The organism is Zoogloea sp. (assembly GCF_041914405.1).
Classification (GTDB): Bacteria; Pseudomonadota; Gammaproteobacteria; order Burkholderiales; family Rhodocyclaceae; genus Zoogloea.
Window position 1 is genome coordinate 85,285 of the sequence record NZ_JAYSDK010000015.1, and the last position, 19,448, is coordinate 104,732.

Genomic DNA, 19,448 nt, shown 5'->3' on the forward strand with positions numbered 1-19,448 from the left:
GCGAATGCAACGGAAGCCGGCGCTTCTTTTCGCTGTGTAGGGGCCGTTAAATCTGTTGTGGATAGGACGTTCAGGGGAGCGAAATGCCTCTTGAGCAATTGACGCTTGCGTCCTTGTCGGGGCGTTGTTCCGGTCGCGAAGACGCCGGAGATCATGGTCCACGAGGTCGGCCGGGCCATCGACGAGGGCTGCTTTGCGCCGCTTAGGGAGGTCGTCGATGGCCTTGGGTTCGAATGAAGCCTGGATGGGTCAGGGCTTCGGCTTGCGTGCCTTGAAGCCGCCTCCGCCATCGCGATTGAAGTTGTTGCCGCCGTCACGGTTGAAGCCTTCCTTGCGGAAGGGCTTTTTAGGCGGCGCGCCACGGCCGCCGGGGCCCGGACGGCCACGTTCGCGGCTGGCTTCCTCAGGGCTGGCCAGGCGGATGTTGAGCGGCTGCTGACGGACCCGTGCGCGGCGCAAGATCTGGATCACTTCGTTGGGCAGATCGGCCGGAAGTTCGACCGTGCTGTAGTCCTCGAAGAGATTGATCTGGCCGATGAAGCGGCTCTCGATGCCGGCCTCGTTGGCGATGGCGCCGACGATGTCCTTCGGCGAGGCCATGTGCTCGCGACCCACGTCGATGCGGTAACGGGCCAGCCGGCCTTCGGCGAAATCGCGACGTCGCTCGAGGATCTGGCCGCGATTCTCGCGCGGCTCGCGGGCGTCGCGCGGCGCGCGGGGCTCGGGCTTGCCAGCGGCGAGCTGGGCAATGTCGGGCCGGCCGGTGTCCGGCATCTGCAGCGGGCGGTCCTTTTGGGCCAGGAAGGCCAGTGCGGCGGCGATCTCGTGGATGCTGGCGTCGTGCTTTTCTTCCATGCCGGCGATCACGTCGAGGAAGAAATTCAGATCCTCCGATTCCAGCACCTCGGAAACCTGTTGCCGGAAGGCCGCGACGCGCTTGTCGGCGACGGCTTCGCGGCTCGGCAGCTTGAGCAGTTCGATCGGCTGGCGGGTGGCGCGCTCGATCTGGCGCAGCAGGTGATTCTCTCGCGGAGCGACGAAGAGGATCGCGTTGCCGGCGCGCCCGGCGCGGCCGGTACGGCCGATGCGGTGCACGTAGGCTTCGGTGTCGTAGGGGATGTCGTAGTTGATGACGTGGCTGACGCGTGGCACGTCGATGCCGCGGGCGGCCACGTCGGTGGCGACGACGATGTCGAGGGTTTCGTTCTTGAGCTGTTCGATGACCCGCTCGCGCAGTTGCTGGGTCATGTCGCCGTTCAGGCAGGCGGCGGCGTAACCGCGGGCTTCCAGCTTCTCCGCCAGTTCGACAGTGGCGGTCTTGGTGCGTACGAAGACGATGGCGGCGTCGAAGTCGTCCTCGACCTCGAGGATGCGGGTCAGCGCGTCGAGTTTGTGGGCGCCGGCAATCTGCAGGAAGCGCTGGCGGATGGTGGAGACGGTGGCAGTGGCTGCCTTGATCTTCACTTCCTTCGGGTCGCGCAGGTAGCGGTGAGCAACCCGGCGGATGGCGTCCGGCATGGTGGCCGAGAACAGAGCGGTCTGGCGCTCGGCGGGCGTGTGCTCGAGGATCCACTCCACGTCGTCGATGAAGCCCATGCGCAGCATCTCGTCGGCTTCGTCGAGGACCAGCGTGGTCAGGCCGTCGAGGTTGAGGCTCTTGCGCTCGATGTGGTCCATCACGCGGCCGGGGGTGCCGACCACTACGTGGGCGCCGCGCTGCAGCTGGCGGAGCTGGACAACCATGCTCTGGCCGCCGTAGATCGGCAGCACGTGGAAGCCCGGCATCTTGCTGGCGTAGCGCTGGAAGGCTTCGGCCACCTGGATGGCGAGTTCGCGGGTCGGGGCGAGTACCAGCACTTGCGGGCTGCGCTTGCCGATGTCGACGCGGTCTAGGGCGGGCAGCGCAAAGGCGGCTGTCTTGCCGGTGCCGGTCTGGGCTTCGCCGAGGATGTCGTGACCTGCGAGCAGGTGCGGGATGCAGGCGGCCTGAATGGGGGAGGGGGTTTCGTAGCCGATCTCGGCCAGGGCCTCGAGAATCGGGGCCTGGAGGTCGAGCTGGTCGAAGCGTTCGATGGAAGCGGTCATGGGAGCGGGACGCGGGCCGGGTGATGGGTGAAGCGGTCTTGGGCCCGGAAAAAAGAAGCGGCTTCAGAGTAAACCGCGATTTTACCGGAAGCGCACCCGGCCGTGCCGTCGCCCCATCACGCTTTGTTTACAGTTCTAGCATCTTGGCCAAAAAGAATCTTTCTCGATTCTTCATCCACCGTCGGGGACTTGTTGATGCCTTCGGCGAGCGCATAGGCGCGAATGGTGGCTGGGCGCTGCCGGATGGACTCGAACCAGCGCTGCAGGTTTGGGAAATCCTCGAGGCGTTGCCCCTGGCGTTCGTGGGGGACGATCCACGGATAGCAGGCCATGTCGGCAATCGAGTAGTTGTTGCCGGCAATGAAGTTGCGGCCATGCAGCTGTTTGTCGAGGACGGCATAGAGGCGGGCGGTTTCCTTGACGTAGCGTTCGATGGCGTAAGGAATCGGTTGGGGTGCGTACTGCACGAAGTGGTGGTTCTGCCCGGCCATTGGCCCGAGGCCACCCATCTGCCAGAACAGCCATTGCAGCGTGTAGATGCGGGTACGTGTGTGGGCAGACAGGAACTGGCCGGTCTTCTCGGCGAGGTAGAGCAGGATGGCGCCGGACTCGAAGATGGAGATCGGCTCGCCGCCATCCGCCGGCGTCGTGTCGACGATGGCGGGAATGCGGTTGTTCGGGGCGATCCGCAGGAAGTCGGGCTGGAATTGCTCGCCTTTGCCGATGTTGATTGGGTGGATCCGGTAGGGCAGGCCGCTCTCTTCCAGAAACAGAGTGACTTTGTGGCCGTTGGGCGTGGTCCAGTAGTAAAGGTTGATCATCTCGCGGTTCTTTCAGGCGGAAGGCCGCCGTTCGTCAGGCAGGACCCAGCCGGCATCGAGCGCACGAATTGGTACGCCGGGGTCGGTGGGGATGCGTCCGCTGAGCTGCAGCTGCAGGTAACGCATGCAAGAGACCCGCAGAAAGGAGCTGAAGTTCGCGTGTTCATCGAGCCGGCCGCTGGTCGAGAGTTCGTCGTACAGTTTGCCGACAAGTTGCGGCACGCTGAGGCCGTCCCGCTCGCCGATTTCTTCCAGGACGTTCCAGAACAGATTTTCCAGGCGCAGGCTGGTAGCGACGCCGCGCAGGCGGATCGAGCGGCTGCGGCTGGCGTACAGGTCGGGGTCGGCGTTGATGAAGATCTGGCACATGCTGCGATGACTCCGTTAACGGGAACACCCCCGCCAGGCCATTCTAGGCCGGGTGGGGGCGTCGCGCCGAAGGGGATGGCTCAGTGGCTGATCCGCGTGCCGAGTACCGTCAGGAACTGGGCGATCCAGGCTGGATGGGCCGGCCAGGCCGGGGCCGACACCAGGTTGCCGTCGGTGACGGCCTGGTCTACCGGGATGTCGGCATAGGTGCCGCCGGCGAGCTCCACTTCGGCACGGCAGGCCGGGTAGGCGGAACAGGTCCGTCCTTCGAGCACACGGGCCCCAGCCAGCAACTGCGCACCGTGGCAGATGGCGGCAACGGGCTTGTTGGCGGTGAAAAAGTGACGGACCGCTTCGACGACGGCCGGATACATGCGCAGGTATTCCGGCCCGCGCCCGCCGGGCACCACCAGCGCGTCGTAATCTTCGGCGCGGATGTCGGCAAAGGTCGCATTCAAGGCAAAATTGTGGCCCCGCTTCTCGGTGTAGGTCTGATCGCCTTCGAAGTCGTGAATGGCGGTGGCGATGGTGTCACCGGCCTTCTTGTCGGGGCATACGGCGTGCACGGTGTGGCCGACGGCGAGCAGCGCCTGGAACGGCACCATGGTTTCGTAGTCTTCACAGAAGTCGCCGCAGATCATCAGGATTTTCTTGGGCATGCCAGTCTCCTCGGTGGTGGGTGGGGTGCAGGAAGTGTGTCGATGGATCACGGGCTTCGGGTGGTAACCGGTTACCGCGCCCCCGAATACGGTCCGGCATCGTGATCTGATGCGGACAACATGAACACGTGGAAAGGATTGACTGGATGGATTTCGTAATTGTTCCGCCGCCAGTGGTGGCGGTGCCGGTGGTCGGCAAGGATGCGTCTTTCCCGGTGCGCCGGGTGTATTGCGTCGGGCGCAACTACGCCGCCCATGCCCGTGAAATGGGCTCGGACCCAACGCGGGAGCCGCCGTTCTTCTTCTGCAAGCCGGCTGATGCGGTGGTGCCGGTGGCTCAGGGCGCAACGCTCGAGCTGCCTTATCCACGGGCGACGGCCAATCTGCATCATGAGATCGAACTCGTCGTGGCGATCGGCAAGGGCGGGGCGGACATTCCCGTGGACGAGGCCTTGTCCCACTTGTGGGGTTACGGGGCGGGGCTCGACATGACGCGTCGCGACCTGCAGTTTGCGCTGCGCGACAAGGGGCGTCCGTGGGAACTCGGCAAGGCTTTCGACCAGGCAGCGCCTATTTCCCCGCTGGTGCCGGCGTCCGTCGTGGGGCATCCCGGCAAGGGCGAGGTGTGGCTGAACGTGAACGGCGAGTCCCGTCAGCGCGGTGACGTGTCGGACATGATCTGGTCGATGGCGGAGATCATCTCCAACCTGTCCACGTACTTCCGGCTGGAGCCGGGCGATCTCATCTTCACGGGCACGCCGGAAGGTGTCGGCCCCGTTGTGGCTGGCGATCTCATCGAGGCCGGGGTAGAGGGCGTCGGCAGCCTGGCGGTGCGGATCGTCTAGCCGGAATGGGCAAGGCGACGCTGTCTGGCGCCGCCTTGCTTGGACTTACTCGGAGCGCAATGCGTCGGCCCAGCAGTTGGGGGTCTCGAACAGACGTACTCTCTCGAGGCGCAGGTGGTTGCCGTAGCTGTCCCGGTAGAGGGGATCGAGGATGCGAAAGGCCTCGGCGGCTAGGTTCTCGGCGGTTGGCACTACGTCGAGAATCACTGTCTTGTGGCCGGGCATGCTCTGCAGGAAGTCCACCACCGCTGTGTCGTGGCGATAGGCCAGGAAGGCGTGATCCCAGATATCGACGATGTGCTGTTTGGCGATGGCCTTCACATCGGCAAAGTCCATCACCATGCCGTTAACGGGCGTGCCGGCGGCCTGGATGATCTCGCCAGATAAGGTGATCTCCAGTCCGTAGCGATGGCCGTGCAGGTGACGGCATTGGCTGGCGTGGTCGGGGATGCGGTGGCCCGCGTCGAATTCCAGGCGGCGCGTGATACGCATGGGGAGCACCGGGTAAACAAAAAAGGTCCCGTATTATACGCGCCTCGTTTTTGGAGCCGGATAGTGCCATGAACACCAGGCAGCAGATGCTGACCGTGACCGACCATAACCGCAGCTACATCGACATGACCTACGTCTACCCGGTCGTGTCCAGGCGGGCGCGGGGCGTGTCGGTGGGGATCAACCTGAACCCGAACAATGCCTGCAACTGGCATTGCGCCTATTGCCAGGTTCCCGGCCTGGTTCGCGGTGCGGCGCCGGTGATTGACGAAGCATTGCTGGGACGGGAGCTCGAAGGCTTTCTGCACGAACTCATTCACGGCCGTTTCATGGCCGAGCATGTGCCGGAGGACGCCCGGGTAATACGGGATATTGCGTTCTCGGGGAACGGTGAGCCCACGGGCTGTGCGACGTTTTCCCGGATCGTGAAGCTGGTGGTGGAGATTCGCGACGCGGCCGGTCTGGGGCACGTGCCCATCCGTCTGATCACCAATGGCAGTCAGGTGGACAAAGCCGACGTTCAGGCGGGCCTGTGTCTGCTCGCAGAGGCGGGCGGAGAAGTGTGGTTCAAACTGGATGCCGGTACTCAAGCCGATATTGCACGCATCAACGGCGTCAGCATCCGGCCTGAATCCCACGCACGACGATTGGCGCTCTGCGCATCCCTGTGTCCGACCTGGGTGCAGACGTGCATGTTCCGTTGGGACGGGGAGGTGCCGTCAGAGGGTTTCGTCGGCAGTTATCTGACGCTGCTGGAGCAGGCGGGCTTGGCTTCCCTGAAGGGAGTGCTGCTATATGGCCTTGCCCGTCAGTCCTTTCAGCCTGAGGCAATTCACCTTCAACAGCTCAGTGCCGACGAACTCGAAGCGATCGCCGGCAGGCTGAGGCAGAAAGGGCTGGCCGTGGCAGTCAGCCCTTGAGGCTCATACCTGCTCAGTGAGCGACGCGCTCTTTCTTCTTGGCGCGGGCTTCCTTCTTTAGCGTCTTGAACAGCTCGGGGTTGGTGGACTTCAGGTATTCCACGACCTCGACGTCGTCTTTCTTGATCTTGCTGATGTCGACTTGTTCGATATGCACTAGGCGGAGCAGTGCCTGGACCGGACGCGGAATGTTGCGGCCGCTTTCGTAGCGGGAGCCACCGCTCTGGGTGACGCCGATCTTGGACCAGAACTGGGACTGGTTCAAACCGAGCTTACGACGGATTTCGCGCACATCAACTTTTTCGCTTGTCTTCATTTTTTGCCATCCTCAAGGGGTTGTTCACTCTGTCAGTCATAACAACAGACTAGCTGCTGTCTGATATAACTTTCGTTATATGTCGGAAAGTATAGATCAGTACTCGTAACACATACAACGCCATATTTGCATGGACTAGGGTTTTCCACAGCAGTTTTTCGTGACATGGCACACATCGTTACGGAAAAACTCAGAGGGCTGCGCACGGCAGCGATATCCGTTAAGATCACGGGTTTCTAATATCCTCACCTTCTTAGAAGTCAAGATGGCGCTCATAGTTCAGAAGTATGGCGGCACTTCCGTCGGCAACCCCGAGCGGATCAAGAACGTGGCCAAGCGGGTCGCGAAGTTCCATGCCCAGGGGCACAAGATGGTGATCGTCCTGTCCGCGATGAGCGGCGAGACCAATCGCCTGATTGCGCTGGCCAAGGAAGTCAGTGCCAATCCCAGCCCCCGCGAACTCGACGTGGTGATCTCCACCGGCGAGCAGGTCACCATCGGCCTGCTGTGCATGGCGCTCGAGGAACAGGGAATCAAGGCCCGCAGCTACACCGGCGGCCAAGTGCGCATCCTGACCGACGACTCGTACACCAAGGCGCGCATCCTCGACATCGATGGCGACAACATCCGCCGTGATCTGGATGCCGGCGCGGTCGTGGTCGTGGCCGGTTTCCAGGGGGTGGACGAGGCCGGTAACATCACCACGCTGGGCCGTGGCGGTTCCGATACCACCGGCGTTGCGCTGGCCGCCGCGATCCAGGCCGACGAGTGCCAGATTTACACCGACGTGGATGGTGTGTACACCACCGACCCCCGCGTCGTGCCGGAAGCCCGCAAGCTGGACACCATCACCTTCGAAGAAATGCTGGAAATGGCCAGCCTGGGTTCCAAGGTGCTGCAGATCCGTTCCGTGGAGTTTGCCGGCAAGTACAAAGTGAAGCTTCGTGTTCTCTCCAGCTTCCAGGAGGAAGGTGAGGGCACCCTGATTACCGTTGAGGAAGACAAGAACATGGAACAGCCGATCATCTCCGGCATTGCTTTCAATCGCGACGAAGCCAAGATCACCGTGCAGGGCGTGCCGGACAAGCCGGGCATCGCCTACCAGATCCTTGGCCCGGTGGCGGATGCCAATGTCGATGTGGACATGATCATCCAGAATGTTGGCCACGACGGCACCACGGATTTCTCCTTCACGGTCAGCCGTGGCGACTTTGACAAGACCATCAAGATCCTCGAACAGGTTCAGGGCCACATTGGTGCTCGCGAGATCAAGGGTGACCGCACGATGGCCAAGGTGTCCATCGTTGGCGTCGGCATGCGCTCCCACCCGGGCGTTGCGTCGCGCATGTTCCGCACGCTGGCCGAAGAGGGCATCAACCTACAGATGATCTCCACCTCCGAGATCAAGATCTCCGTTGTCATCGACGAGAAGTACCTCGAGCTGGCGGTGCGCGTGCTGCACCGCGCGTTCGGCCTAGATCAGGCGCAATCCTGATTTGACAAAGCGCTGCGTTAGGTCTACAATGCGCAGCTCTTGACGGGAGAGTTGGCCGAGAGGTCGAAGGCACTCCCCTGCTAAGGGAGCATGCGAGCTAAAACTTGCATCGAGGGTTCGAATCCCTCACTCTCCGCCAAGAAACTGGTAAACCCCTTTAAAAAGCTGAACTTAGGCTATTTGAAGGGGTTTATTTTTTTGTGTTGGTACAAAGGACTGGTACAAGCGTGCGGAAGAAGGGGGCGTCTCAGGTGTCGGAGAACGACGTGATGCCTCAGTATGTGTCCAAGCGTGGTGGACAGTTCCTGTTCCGCCAGGGGGTCCCCAAAAACCTTCAGGCGGTCATCGGCAAGACCGAAATCAAGAAGGCGTTAGGAGCTGACCGCAGCGCAGCCCTGTCGCTGGCAAAGAGCTACGCGGCAGAGACCGACAAGCTCTTCAACGATGCTCGAGCCTCCCTCAACCGAAAATCTCAGGCCTTGGCGAATCGGTCGCTTCAAAAGCGGCTGATTGAAGAAGTCACGCCTGAGCTTCGGGCTGCGCTCAGGTCGCTCTGGCTCTCTATTGTCGATACGGCTGACGTCCAGCGCAGGGCTTCGTGCTTTGAGAGCATGGGGCAAGATGAGGTCGTGGAGCAGTCTGCGGAAGTCACCTCCATCTTTCGGCAAGCACTGGTGAGCGGTGATTTCTCCATGGTTCTCGGGCCCATGCATCAGCTACTCCACCTCGCAGGATATGAACTGGCACCTAGCCTGTATGGGACGCCTGCCGAACTGGAGCTGGCCATCGAATACGCGAGAGCTGTCCAGTTGGGTACGAAGCTGCTTGCTGCTCGGGACGAAGGGGATGATTTGCCGCTTCCCGTTGTTCCTCCGCTGCCAAACTTAGTGGAGGTTGCCGGTAGTCGGGAGGCGGAAGTGCAAGTTCTAGCGTCTAGCATGGGCTCTTCCTCTGTCGTGAGTCCCGTAGCGACGCCCGCTACAGGGGTGCTAAAGCTGTCGGACATCATTCAGACCGTCCTGGATGATTGGAAGCGTGGCAAGCCGATGAAGGTCAAGCTGTCGATGGTTCTGAAGTTGTTTCTCACTGTCGTGGGAGATAAGCCGATTACCCAACTGAGGCAGCTTGATATAAAACGGTTCTTCAACTTAGTGAATAACCTTCCGCCAAGGTGGAGCGACGAGTGTCGTAAGCTGAATGTGGGGGTTGTCGAGCTGGCTGAAATGGAACACCCGGCTCAGCTTAGTTCGAAGACCTTTGACGATACCTACGTAGCAGCGTTTCGACTGTTTCTTGACGAGGCTACGCTCACTTGGCAGGACGAGGGCTTTCCCGCAACTCTGACAACGCGAGGCATTCGATATACCGGAAAAGTTAAAGCAGGTCAGAACAAGCAGCGCGCCTTTACTCGTAATGAGTTGAAAACTGTCTTCGAGGGCAAGAGTCTCTTGGAGTCCAGTCAGAAGATGGACGAGTTACATAAGTTCTGGTTGCCGGTGGTGTGCTTGTATACGGGCGCTCGTATCAACGAAATCTGTCAGCTCAATCCGCAATGTGACATTCGGAGGGTCTCTGATATTCTCATTCTTCACATTACGGAAGAGTCGGAAAGTGCACCTGGTATTATTAAAACTGTAAAGAATGACTCCAGCCGACGTCTCATCCCGGTCCATGAGAAGCTGATTGAACTTGGTTTTGACCAATACGTAGCTGCACTACAGGCGGCCGGTGCGCAGCAGCTGTTTCCCGCTTGGCGACCGTACAATGGAAACGCCGGTGCTAACGCTGGAAAGTGGCATACCCGTTGGCTTAAGAGGCATGATGTTAATGTCGAAAGTCGTGATGATGGGCGGAAAGTGCGAGGGGCGCATGCATATCGGCACACGCTACTGACGTATGGCCGTAAGGCTGAACTGGTGCTGTGGGGTATAAGCGGCCATGCCACTAACCATCAAGATGGTGCAGACGGCAAGCGAAAAGACGATAATCTTGAAAGTCCGGTGGGTGAAAACTATGTGGACGAAGAAATAGTCTGGCCATTGGAGTACAAGCAAGCGACCCTTAATCAGCTAGATTATAGGATAACTATTCCTACGCCCATCAAGCTATCGAGTACGGCTGCTAGAAGGATTGTCGAGAAAGCTAGGGCTTCTTCAAAGCGAACTCGTTTTAGTTTGACCTTGTGAAGCTCTAACTAACCTATCTCCTGAAAAAATGGCGCAAGCAGAACTTGTTAAGGTTCCAGTTGCAGTAGCAATGTCGGGCCGCGAACTTGCTTATTGAAAGTCTGGCGGCACTCTCTAGACCTTAGTGTTTGAGTGCAGTGTTTGTACTTGCACTAACAGTAAGGATTATTCGAGCGCGGCTGGCTGGGTTGTCAGACCTTGAAAACATTCGATAGCGAAGTGTGTGTGACACCCAGAGTATGTGTGTTCGAGTCAACACGTCCGAAGATGGCTTGACTCGAACGGGTGCGGCACCTAGATAGCAAAGTCTTCTTTGTTCTTGCCTTCCAGCCACTGAGGAGCGCGCCCCTTCCCTGACCAAGTTTTTCCAGAGACCGGGTCGCGATACTTCGCCGGCAGGGAGGCTTTGGCAGCCTTCTGCTTCTTGCCGAACAGCTCATCTACACTCAGTTCAAATGATTCGATAAGCGCACGAGCCTGTGTAAGTGCATTGGCGCGCTCTTCTTTTCGAACGTCAGCGATACGGCGCTCGAGTTCGTCTTTTTGTGCAATCAGTTCAGCAAGAGAGGTCATGGGTCTTTGTTCGTGTTAAAGGTGACATAGGATTCTATGTGCTGATTGCTACTGCGTCAAAGATTATGGCTATAACCAGCAGGCCTAAGTGCATTGAGAAGACTGTGCGCTTTCATCCAAATCTTGAAGATGCTGTATTCCATCTTTCAGTAAGCGTGGCCCTTGGGCCTTAGGCTTAACCGGTACCTTGATGTTTCAATTACTTCAAGGTTAAGCCTCATGGTGTGAAACTGTGATGGTGTCACGTAGTCCTCGCTGCTTAGGTGGGGCAGTGAAGGTAGGCAGGGCATCAAGGCCTCCACATTTGGTTGGCAGAAAAGCAGAGTCTGACGCTTGATGTGGCATCTGGTATGTCATTTCTTACCAGGACGGCCGGTACGCCGACCGTTACGTTGCGCTTTTGCGGAGCTGTATGGCGGTGCGAAGCGAGCCTATGCTACTGCACACGCCCCTGCTGGTTGGTAAGTACAGAAGCTGACGTGAGATGTCTCCTGCGGTATGCCATGTCCCACCAGGACGGCCGGTATGCCGGCCGTTGCGTTGTGTTCGTGCAGTACTGTGTTTGAGCGGAGAAGCGAATTCCGTGACGCAGTGAATGCAACTGGATTCTGTATAGCGCGGGCAGAGTGTGCGCGAAGTCCTAGTAAGAGCGGAGGCGAGGGAGGAGAGCGTAGTCGTGTCGAGGGGGCTATCACGCTTAAAGACTATTTTTGATATTGTTTATGGCACTCTCCCATTTTCAATCTCTTCTTTATCTCTCCGTTGTTTGCTAGGCCTTTTTCGAATCAAAACCTTCCATCTTCATGTTTTGACGTCAAGCATTTTATGTGGCTAGGTCAAGTCGTCAATGTCTTAAGGTCAAGTTTTTCATGTGTTGAGGTCAAGTAAATCATGTTTTGACATCAGTTTTCGTTTTGTAGATTCAGCACCCGTTCATGCACCGACGCTTCGCCTATACCTCCCCGGCTGTTTTGTTCAACTTAGGAGGTCTTGTGCTGCTTATGCGTAGTCGTATTAACGAGGGGTGGGGCGTGAGCTCATCCGTAGGTGCATGCCTGGCAAGAGGGAGGCTCTATGGCCAGGGTGCATGAAGTGGATGGTGTTAAGTCGTGCCGGGAAGAAGCTGCCGCTATCCGCGAAGGAGCTCTGTTGTGTCCAGACGATGCTATAAGGGTTCGGGCGAACAAGGGCGCCGACAGACTCGAATCTTTGGCAGCAAGCGAGGAGCGTAAGCGTAAGGCGAATGAGGGCGGTGTTCTTGTTCTCGCTGAGGACGCCACGAACCAGACTGTGAGCCGGGAGCGTAGTCGACAGGCCGTTCGTCGGGGGCGTGACGTCTACCTTCCCTTACGACGCGAAGGGGCCGTTTTGCTTCCAAATATTCTTCTGCGTTCAGCGCTCTTTTCCGCAAACAATAATGCAGGCGAGGAGCTAGTGAACGAGCCGATTGCGTCCCTTGGGCAAAAAAATGAGCTGACCTTTACTGGCCCGAGGCTTGGTTGTTACGACCGGCGCGTTTTGGCGGCTTGCCTTCAGTATTATGGAGCTGGAGTGCCACTTTGTCCTGAAGGTGGGGAGGGACAGTGGATAAAAGTGACGTTTTGGGAGCTCGCTCGGTCCATCAGATGTTCCTATGGGACAACCGTGCACATCGCGATTCGCAACAGCTTGAAGCGTCTGCACAAAGCGCAATTGCGAGCCCGCTTTGATGGGTGGGGTATTCCACAGCTGCGGCTACTTGAAGTGGCATTTGATGATGGTGAAGATGGACTCGAGAACTCTACACGCAGCCCAAAAGGCAGTGATGTGGTAGCTTTTCGCATTGGGGCTTCGATGGCGAAGCTCTTTGGGCTAAACGTGTGGACTGCAGTCAACTTGTCGGTGGCTCACGACTACTCTGGGCTGGCATCTTGGCTGGCTAATTTTTACAGCACCCATGCAAAGCCCTATACGCTGACCTTGAGTTACTTGTATGAGCTATGTGGGGTTGTATGTTCCTTGCCAGAGTTCAAGCGTCGCCTTAAGAATGCCCTTACGCGCTTGCAAAAGGACGATGTCCCTGATGGCTGCCGAGTGGGGTGCTTTGAGTTGGACAACGAGTCGCTGACGGTAACTTTGGTACGTTGGGGGTCGAAATGATTTACCTGAGTTCTTGCTCTATCCCTAAGCGGGAAAAGCTCGTAAGAACCCTCTAGGCTGACCTACTAGGCATTTAATGCCCTATGAGGATTTTGAGCGATTCGTTTCTTCATAATGCAGGAGTGAAGAGAGGGAAGCGTTTAAACCGACGGCTTCCCCTATTTGGCTGGATGTGTTTGTGGGGAGGCGCTGCGGGCGCGCAGTGCCTCATAGAGCTGCGCCGGCCCCAGCAGTGTCTCTTTCAGTCCCTCCCTTACTCGCTCTGACCCAAGCGCTTGGGTGCTCATCGTTGTGTGTGCTTCGAAAGCCTCCATTATGGCGTTCATTAGCGCGTCGGCCAGGTCCGGTGAGTTCGCGAACTGCTCTTTGCTGTTGGTGGCCGCTTGCTGGACCAGGAGTTCGTTCTCCAGCAGCTTGCCCTTCAGCACGCCGTTCACATAGACCAGCTGGTCGTTGTCCGACAGTTCGCCTTCGAAGAGGCCATTCACCTTCTCGATGATTTCGGCGAGGTAGGCCTTTTCCTTCTCCTGGACACTGCCGCTACCGGTCTCGGTCATCGGCGGGAGTTTCGGCGTGTCGCCGGCCGCGAGGTTCAGCGACTGCTGGCCCTTGTTCTTCAGCGTGTGGTGGGTCAGCACGACCTTGGAGAGGTCCACCGTGTCCCGCTCACGGCCGAAGTCGAGCAGCGGAATGAGGCGCTTGTAGAAGATGAAGCGCTTTTCGATGTCCGTGTTGCCATAGTCGAAAATCTGCGACAGGAAGGCATACAGGCGCGTGAAGGCGCCCATATCGCCCTTGAAGAGGACGAGCACGTCCATCGCGTCCTTCGCCGTCTGGGCAGCGGCTGTGTCCTGGCCCGCCTCGGCGGCCGCCTTCTGGGCCTGGAGTGCTTTGTAGCGCTTCAGCAGCCGGTCGGCCACCGGGGCAAGCGCGGCGCTGAGCTGAGCTTGGGTGCCCTTCGGGTTCGTCTCCACCTCGGTAACGCGGTCCACCTCGAAGCTGTCGTAATGGCCCGACGCGTCCAACTTGGCGCGCAGGTCGAAGACCAGATTGGGGTCTGTGTTGGCTTCGAGCTGGGCAGTTTCATAGTACGTCTTGAAGGCGGCCAGCACCTCTTCGGCGTCATTCACGAAGTCGAGGATGTAAGTCGTGTCCTTGCCTGGATGGGCGCGGTTCAGGCGCGACAGGGTCTGCACCGCCTGGATGCCGGCCAGTCGTTTGTCCACGTACATGCCGCACAGCAGGGGCTGGTCGAAGCCGGTCTGGAACTTGTTGGCCACCAGCAGCAGATGATAGTCGGGTGCCTTGAAGGCTTCCCGGATGTCCCCCTTGAGGCAGGGGTTGAGCGCTTTGCTGTGCTCGCTGACGGGCTCCGGGTAGCTCTCCGGGTCATTGATTTCGCCGGAGAACGCCACCAGCACGCCTAGGGGGTAGCTCCGCTTCTGGATGTAGCTGGTGATGGCTTTCTTCCAGCGCACCGCTTCCTTGCGGCTGCTCACGACAATCATCGCCTTCGCCTTGCCGTCCAGGAGCTGCTGCACGTTTTCGCGGAAGTGCTCCACCACCACCTGAACCTTCTGGGCGATGTTGTAGGGGTGAAGGCGCACCCACTGCATGATGCCCTTCAGCGCCTCGGATTTCTCGACCGCCTTCTCGTCGTACTCCTTGCCGTTGTTGGCGAGCTTGAAGGCGAGCTTGTAGGTTGTGTAGTTCTTCAGCACGTCGAGGATGAAGCCCTCCTCGATGGCCTGGCGCATCGAATACACGTGGAAAGGCTGCGGCAGGCCGTCGGCGTCCTTGCGGCCGAAGAGTTCCAGCGTCTTTTGTTTGGGCGTCGCAGTGAAGGCGATATAAGTCAGCCCCTTGTCCTGGGCAGCCTTGGCGGACATCTGGGCAGCAAGTACCGTTTCGGTGTCGATTTCGCCGCCGTCCTGGAGTTCAGCCAGTTCCTCGGCTGAAAGCACCTGTTTGAGCTTGGCCGCCGCCTCGCCGGTCTGGGAGCTGTGGGCCTCGTCGGCGATGACCGCGAAGCGCTTGCCCTCGGTCGCCGCCAGTTCCTGCACGGCCTTCAGCGCGAAGGGAAAGGTCTGAATAGTGCAGACGATGACCTTCTTGCCGTCCTTGAGCGCCTGGGATAGCTGGGAGCTCTTGCTGCCGTGCTCGTCGCTGATGGTTGCCACCACGCCCGTGGTGCGCTGGAAGTCGAAAATGGCCTCCTGGAGCTGGGCATCGAGCACATTACGGTCGGACACCACCAGCACGCTGTCGAACTGCTTGTTGTGCTGGGCATCGTGCAGGTCGGCGAGGAAGTGGGCCGTCCAGGCGATGGAGTTGGTCTTGCCGGAGCCGGCAGAGTGTTGAATCAGGTAACGCTCGCCAGCGCTATGCTCCAGCACGTCAGCAACGAGTTTGCGGGTGGCGTCGAGCTGGTGGTAGCGGGGGAAGATGACGCTGGTGAGTTGCTTCTTGTCGTTGCGCTTGCCGATGAGGTAGCGGCCGAGGATTTCGAGCCAGCTATCCCGCTGCCACACTTCCTGCCAGAGGTACCAGGTGGCGAAGCCGAAGGGGTTGGGCGGGTTGCCGGCACCGCCGCCGTTGCCGCGGTTGAAGGGCAGAAAGGTGGTCGCCGTACCGGCGAGCCGGGTGCTCATTCTCACTTCGGACTGGCTCACCGCAAAATGCACCAGCGCACCGCCTGGAAAAGTCAGCAGCGGCTCCACGAGCCCGCCCTTCGGGGTCGGGTCGCGGTCGAAGCGGTACTGGTCCACCGCGTCGCCGACGCTCTGGGTGAAGTCCGATTTCAGTTCGGCAGTGGCCACCGCGATACCGTTCACGAACAGCACCAGGTCCACCGCGTCCTTTGGGTTGTTGAGCGAGTGATGAACCTGCCGCACGACCCGCAGCCGGTTGGCGGCATAGGCCTGCTGGATGGCTGGGTTCATCCCCAGCGCGGGCTTAAACTGCACCAGCGAAAGAGGCTTTTTCAGCCCGACCATCTCCACACCGCGACGCAGCACCTCAAGTGTGCCCTGTTCGTTGAGGCACTTGCGCACCCGTTCGGCCAGCACCTTGGGCAGGCCGGTGCCATGGGTCTTGGACAGTTGCTGCCAGCTGTCGGGCTGGGTTGCCTCGACCCAGGTCAGCAGGTCAGGCAGGAACAAGGCACTCTGCCGGTCGTAGTGGGTGGCATCCCCGTCGGCGTAAAACCAGCCATGCTGGCCGAGGTGTTCGCAGATGGCGGATTCGAAGTGAGCTTCCTGGTGCAGGTTGTTCATGCGTCGGCCGACTCATCTTCTAGTTTTGCTAGGTATGCGGTCGGTTGCAGTGCCAAGCGTAAATCATCACCAAATGGGTTGCGTAGTTCTTTAATAACTCGTGATTGGGTGGGGTTACTTTCATCGACCATTACCAGATAGATGTACGCATCATCCCCCAGTTTTTTAAGTGTTTCTCTTTCATTTTCTGAAATAAAGAAGGAGTTCTCCCTGCTGGTAGATGACTTGACTTCGATGAATCGAACTTCCTCTTGAAACTCCGACTTGATGTCAAAGCTAGCTCCGACATCGGATTTGGAAACTTGAGTAATGTAGGCCGTGGGATTCGGGCAAAGACGGTCGTACAAGCGGAGATGCTCGTGCCGCATGGCGGCCTGCTCTCCGAGTTCGCCGATGGCTGCTTGTCTGACCAATCGCTTTTGAAGCTCTTCGAGCGTTAGACTTATATCGCCACTTTTTTCAGGACCAGTGGCGGAGGAAGTTCTTTCTTCAACAGAATCACTGATTGGCGCATCAAGCACAGGCGCAGATTGAATTTCCTCAAGCAGCTTGCGGAGTCGCGAAGAGATGATGAGGCGCTCGCGTTTGGAGAACGTAATTGTGGACTGTCTTCCGTTAGCTCGGTAGCCGGTGACCCACAAGCCAGATTCGTTTGCGGCGAGTCTCCGTATGAAGTCATCCAGCGGTACGTGTTCTTTCTGGCAATACACGCAAAGGATACCGTCTTTGAAGACGGTTCGGGGGTGAATGACCTCTTCGGGGTAGTCCGTTCGATAGCTGATGTCTTCGAGCGTGTCATTCTTGACCAAGAAAGCATAGGTCGTCATTTCGTTATCCCTGTTACGTCGATTCGGCCGGTAACCGCGGCGGCGATGAGGGCTGAACGGCGCTCCTTCAATAGGGCGATGGCGCGCTCGGATTCGGCTTTGAGCGAGTCGAGCTTGGCATTTTCTCTAGCAATAAATGCAGCAATAACTACTTGTTCCTCTGCAGAAGGTAAAGCGAGTTTCCTCGACGACATGATGCTCAATGGAATTCGAGACCGGGTAGTTCCTGTTGAAAGAATGCCGGAGTCATGGGCTGCTCCTGCGGAGAGTTGCCACGCAACAAACTCTGGTACGGCTCGTTTCGTATCGAGACGAAATCTAAAGCAGTCGGCTTTAACCAACGCCAAGCCAAGACCTGCCGGCGCAACGCACGCGCGGCCCAACAAGTTGTTGTCATCGCCAAGGCCAGCCACCAACAGGTCGCCTTCCTTTACTTCATGGCCGCGAAGCTCTTCCAGGAAGTAGCTCTCATCAAGGAATACAGGCTCGCCCATATTGAATAGGCCTGCACGGATATTCTGCAACCGAACAACAAGCGCACCTTTATCGGTGTAATGCTCTGACTTGATACCTGAGCCAAATGGGCCATCACATCGTTCAAGGGATATACGTGCTAGCGGTGTTAGCACCCAATGCCGTGGCACCTCCCCCAGCCACGCCACCCCGGAATCCTTCATCGGCACGTCCGGGTTCAGGCCCTTGGTGACGGCGTGGGAGATGGTGGCCTGGCGCTTCTCGGCCAGCAGGGTCAGGAGCTTTTCCTGCTCGGCAATCAGGGCGTCAATCTTGGCAGTTTCTCTATCTAGGAAGGACGCAATTTCCTTCTGCTCCTCGATAGGTATTACCGGTAGGGACACCTGTGCAAAATTCGAAAAGCGAAGTTCTTGTCCATCCCGAATCAGGTCAGTGGTCCGGCGTAAGGCTTGTATGTAAGGCACTGACTTCAGTAGATGAGCAAAGAACGCAGGCCAGACCCATTTCACCGGGGTCAGCATCACATAGTGAAAGCTTGTTGAACCTCGGATACGGCACCATTCAATACCCCCTTGGAAGCTGCGCATACTGATAATGAAGTCATCAGGCTCCACATGCTTCAGGCTATCTAAGCCCTGAATGACCTCAACGACTCGTCGCCCTTCTCGAAGGATGAACTCTGCCTGAGGCAATACCCCATACTTCTGCGACGCCGTAAGCATTTGGTCATCGACATGTGCTGGCTCGCTTCTGACTTTGAACATCCGCCGGCTTTGAGCAACCGTCCAATGCACAGGGATTTGTCCCAACCATTCGACCCCGCTAGGTTTGCATTTCGGGTATTTCGGCAAACTCATTCCGCCAACCCTTCCAGCATCCGCGTGATGTTGGTTGCAACCGCCTTCAGTTCCGCATCTATCTCATGCAAGCTGCGCGGTGGCTCAAAGACATAGAAGTGCCGGTTGAACGGAATTTCGTATCCGACCTTGGATTTCTCGTGGTCAATCCAGGCATCCGGCGCGTGGGGCAGGACTTCGCGCTGGAAGTAGGCCTCAATATCCTCGGTTAGCGGCACGTTCTCGGTGTCGCGCAATGCGCTGTCCGGTTGGGGCTTGCCCTTCTGCTTGCCGCGCTCGCCCAGTACGACCTTCCCGGCTTCATCCCGTAGCGGGCGCTCGACGGTGAGGGTCGTGTAGCCAAACTCCTCGTTCTTGAAAACGCGCGAGACGGGCACGCGCTTGACCTTGCCGCCTTTGGGCGGCATCGGCTCCGCATCGCCGAAGAGCAGTATCTGCCGGCCGACTTCCTTGCCCGCCGAGTCGAGCACGACCGCCTGCTCGGCTTCGACGAGGTCACCAAACAGACGAGTGATGTCGGCGATGTGCTGCTCGGAGAGTTCCTTGCGCTTGCTGCCGAGGCTCTTCCTCATCTTTTGCCAGAAGCTGCTGGCGTCGATGAGTTGCACCCAGCCTTTGCGCTCGTCGGGCTTCTTATTGGACAGAATCCAGATGTAGGTACTGATGCCGGTGTTGTAGAACATGTCGGTCGGCAGGCCGATGATGGCCTCGACCAGGTCGTTCTCCAGCACGTAGCGGCGGATTTCCGATTCACCGCTGCCGGCGCCGCCGGTAAACAGCGGCGAGCCGTTGAGGACGATACCGATGCGGCTGCCGCCATCGACGGCCGGGCGCATCTTGCTGATGAGGTGCAGCAGGAACAGCATTGAGCCGTCCGACACCCGCGGCAGGCCTGGACCGAAGCGGCCATCGAAACCCTTTTCGGCCGCTTCCTTGCGGACTTCCTTTTCGACCTTCTTCCACTCCACGCCGAAGGGCGGGTTGGAGAGCATGTAGTCGAACTTGGTGCTGGCGTGGCCGTCGTCGGACAAGGTATTGCCGACGACGATGTTGCGCACGTCCTGCCCCTTGATGAGCATGTCCGCCTTGCAGATGGCGTAGGACTCGTCGTTGAG

At 58.7% G+C, this 19,448-nt stretch carries 16 protein-coding genes and 1 tRNA gene; 6 read left to right on the plus strand and 11 right to left on the minus strand.

Annotated elements, in window-relative coordinates; translation table 11 throughout:
- Positions 1–249: 249 nt before the first annotated feature.
- From ACE3RX_RS11290 to ACE3RX_RS11305, 4 genes are all read right to left on the minus strand, one after another.
- On the minus strand, positions 250–2,085 hold the full coding sequence (locus ACE3RX_RS11290; RefSeq protein ID WP_374483414.1) for a DEAD/DEAH box helicase: 1,836 nt from the start codon (positions 2,083–2,085) through the stop codon (positions 250–252).
- 116 nt (positions 2,086–2,201) lie between these two features.
- The gene (locus tag ACE3RX_RS11295) at positions 2,202–2,906 is read right to left on the minus strand and encodes a glutathione binding-like protein (RefSeq protein WP_374483417.1); all 705 of its coding nucleotides are present in this window, start codon (positions 2,904–2,906) and stop codon (positions 2,202–2,204) included.
- 12 nt (positions 2,907–2,918) lie between these two features.
- Positions 2,919–3,275 (minus strand): ribbon-helix-helix domain-containing protein, encoded by a 357-nt coding sequence (locus ACE3RX_RS11300; RefSeq protein ID WP_374483419.1) that lies wholly within the window; start codon positions 3,273–3,275, stop codon positions 2,919–2,921.
- A gap of 80 nt (positions 3,276–3,355) precedes the next feature.
- Entirely contained in the window at positions 3,356–3,934 is a 579-nt protein-coding gene (locus ACE3RX_RS11305) for a DJ-1/PfpI family protein (RefSeq protein ID WP_374483422.1), read from the minus strand.
- A gap of 146 nt (positions 3,935–4,080) precedes the next feature.
- Between ACE3RX_RS11305 and ACE3RX_RS11310 the strand changes: the two genes are divergently transcribed.
- Positions 4,081–4,779 (plus strand): fumarylacetoacetate hydrolase family protein, encoded by a 699-nt coding sequence (locus ACE3RX_RS11310; protein ID WP_374483424.1) that lies wholly within the window; start codon positions 4,081–4,083, stop codon positions 4,777–4,779.
- A 45-nt stretch (positions 4,780–4,824) separates the two neighbouring features.
- Here ACE3RX_RS11310 and queD read toward each other — a convergent pair whose 3' ends face one another.
- The gene (queD, locus tag ACE3RX_RS11315) at positions 4,825–5,271 is read right to left on the minus strand and encodes a 6-carboxytetrahydropterin synthase QueD (RefSeq protein WP_374483426.1); all 447 of its coding nucleotides are present in this window, start codon (positions 5,269–5,271) and stop codon (positions 4,825–4,827) included.
- A 68-nt stretch (positions 5,272–5,339) separates the two neighbouring features.
- Here queD and ACE3RX_RS11320 point away from each other — a divergent pair, with 68 nt between their 5' ends.
- Positions 5,340–6,191, plus strand: coding sequence for a radical SAM protein (locus ACE3RX_RS11320; protein WP_374483429.1), 852 nt, complete (start codon positions 5,340–5,342; stop codon positions 6,189–6,191).
- A 13-nt stretch (positions 6,192–6,204) separates the two neighbouring features.
- Here ACE3RX_RS11320 and ACE3RX_RS11325 read toward each other — a convergent pair whose 3' ends face one another.
- Complete coding sequence (locus ACE3RX_RS11325; protein ID WP_374483431.1) at positions 6,205–6,507, minus strand: helix-turn-helix domain-containing protein; 303 nt, start codon at positions 6,505–6,507, stop codon at positions 6,205–6,207.
- Between the two features lie 265 nt (positions 6,508–6,772).
- Here ACE3RX_RS11325 and ACE3RX_RS11330 point away from each other — a divergent pair, with 265 nt between their 5' ends.
- The 3 genes from ACE3RX_RS11330 (at position 6,773) to ACE3RX_RS11340 (ending at position 10,188) form a co-directional block, all read left to right on the plus strand.
- A complete protein-coding gene (locus ACE3RX_RS11330; protein WP_374483434.1) occupies positions 6,773–8,002 on the plus strand; it encodes an aspartate kinase in 1,230 nt (409 codons plus the stop codon).
- A gap of 45 nt (positions 8,003–8,047) precedes the next feature.
- A tRNA-Ser gene (locus ACE3RX_RS11335) sits at positions 8,048–8,141 on the plus strand.
- A 130-nt stretch (positions 8,142–8,271) separates the two neighbouring features.
- Positions 8,272–10,188 (plus strand): DUF6538 domain-containing protein, encoded by a 1,917-nt coding sequence (locus ACE3RX_RS11340; RefSeq protein ID WP_374483436.1) that lies wholly within the window; start codon positions 8,272–8,274, stop codon positions 10,186–10,188.
- A gap of 294 nt (positions 10,189–10,482) precedes the next feature.
- Here ACE3RX_RS11340 and ACE3RX_RS11345 read toward each other — a convergent pair whose 3' ends face one another.
- Complete coding sequence (locus tag ACE3RX_RS11345; protein ID WP_374483439.1) at positions 10,483–10,761, minus strand: H-NS family nucleoid-associated regulatory protein; 279 nt, start codon at positions 10,759–10,761, stop codon at positions 10,483–10,485.
- Positions 10,762–11,835: 1,074 nt separating this feature from the next.
- Here ACE3RX_RS11345 and ACE3RX_RS11350 point away from each other — a divergent pair.
- Positions 11,836–12,900 carry a hypothetical protein gene (locus ACE3RX_RS11350; protein WP_374483441.1) on the plus strand — a complete coding sequence of 355 codons (1,065 nt, stop codon included), beginning with the start codon at positions 11,836–11,838 and terminating at the stop codon, positions 12,898–12,900.
- Positions 12,901–13,058: 158 nt separating this feature from the next.
- Here ACE3RX_RS11350 and ACE3RX_RS11355 read toward each other — a convergent pair whose 3' ends face one another.
- From ACE3RX_RS11355 to ACE3RX_RS11370, 4 genes are all read right to left on the minus strand, one after another.
- Positions 13,059–16,175 (minus strand): type I restriction endonuclease subunit R, encoded by a 3,117-nt coding sequence (locus ACE3RX_RS11355; protein ID WP_374483444.1) that lies wholly within the window; start codon positions 16,173–16,175, stop codon positions 13,059–13,061.
- A complete protein-coding gene (locus tag ACE3RX_RS11360; protein WP_374483447.1) occupies positions 16,172–17,002 on the minus strand; it encodes a DUF3883 domain-containing protein in 831 nt (276 codons plus the stop codon). Before ACE3RX_RS11360 ends, ACE3RX_RS11355 begins: the two co-directional genes overlap by 4 nt.
- Positions 16,999–18,333 (minus strand): hypothetical protein, encoded by a 1,335-nt coding sequence (locus ACE3RX_RS11365; protein WP_374483449.1) that lies wholly within the window; start codon positions 18,331–18,333, stop codon positions 16,999–17,001. Before ACE3RX_RS11365 ends, ACE3RX_RS11360 begins: the two co-directional genes overlap by 4 nt.
- Positions 18,330–19,448: class I SAM-dependent DNA methyltransferase (locus tag ACE3RX_RS11370; protein ID WP_374483452.1), on the minus strand; the 1,119-nt coding region annotated here is incomplete at its 5' end. The genes ACE3RX_RS11370 and ACE3RX_RS11365, both read right to left, overlap by 4 nt.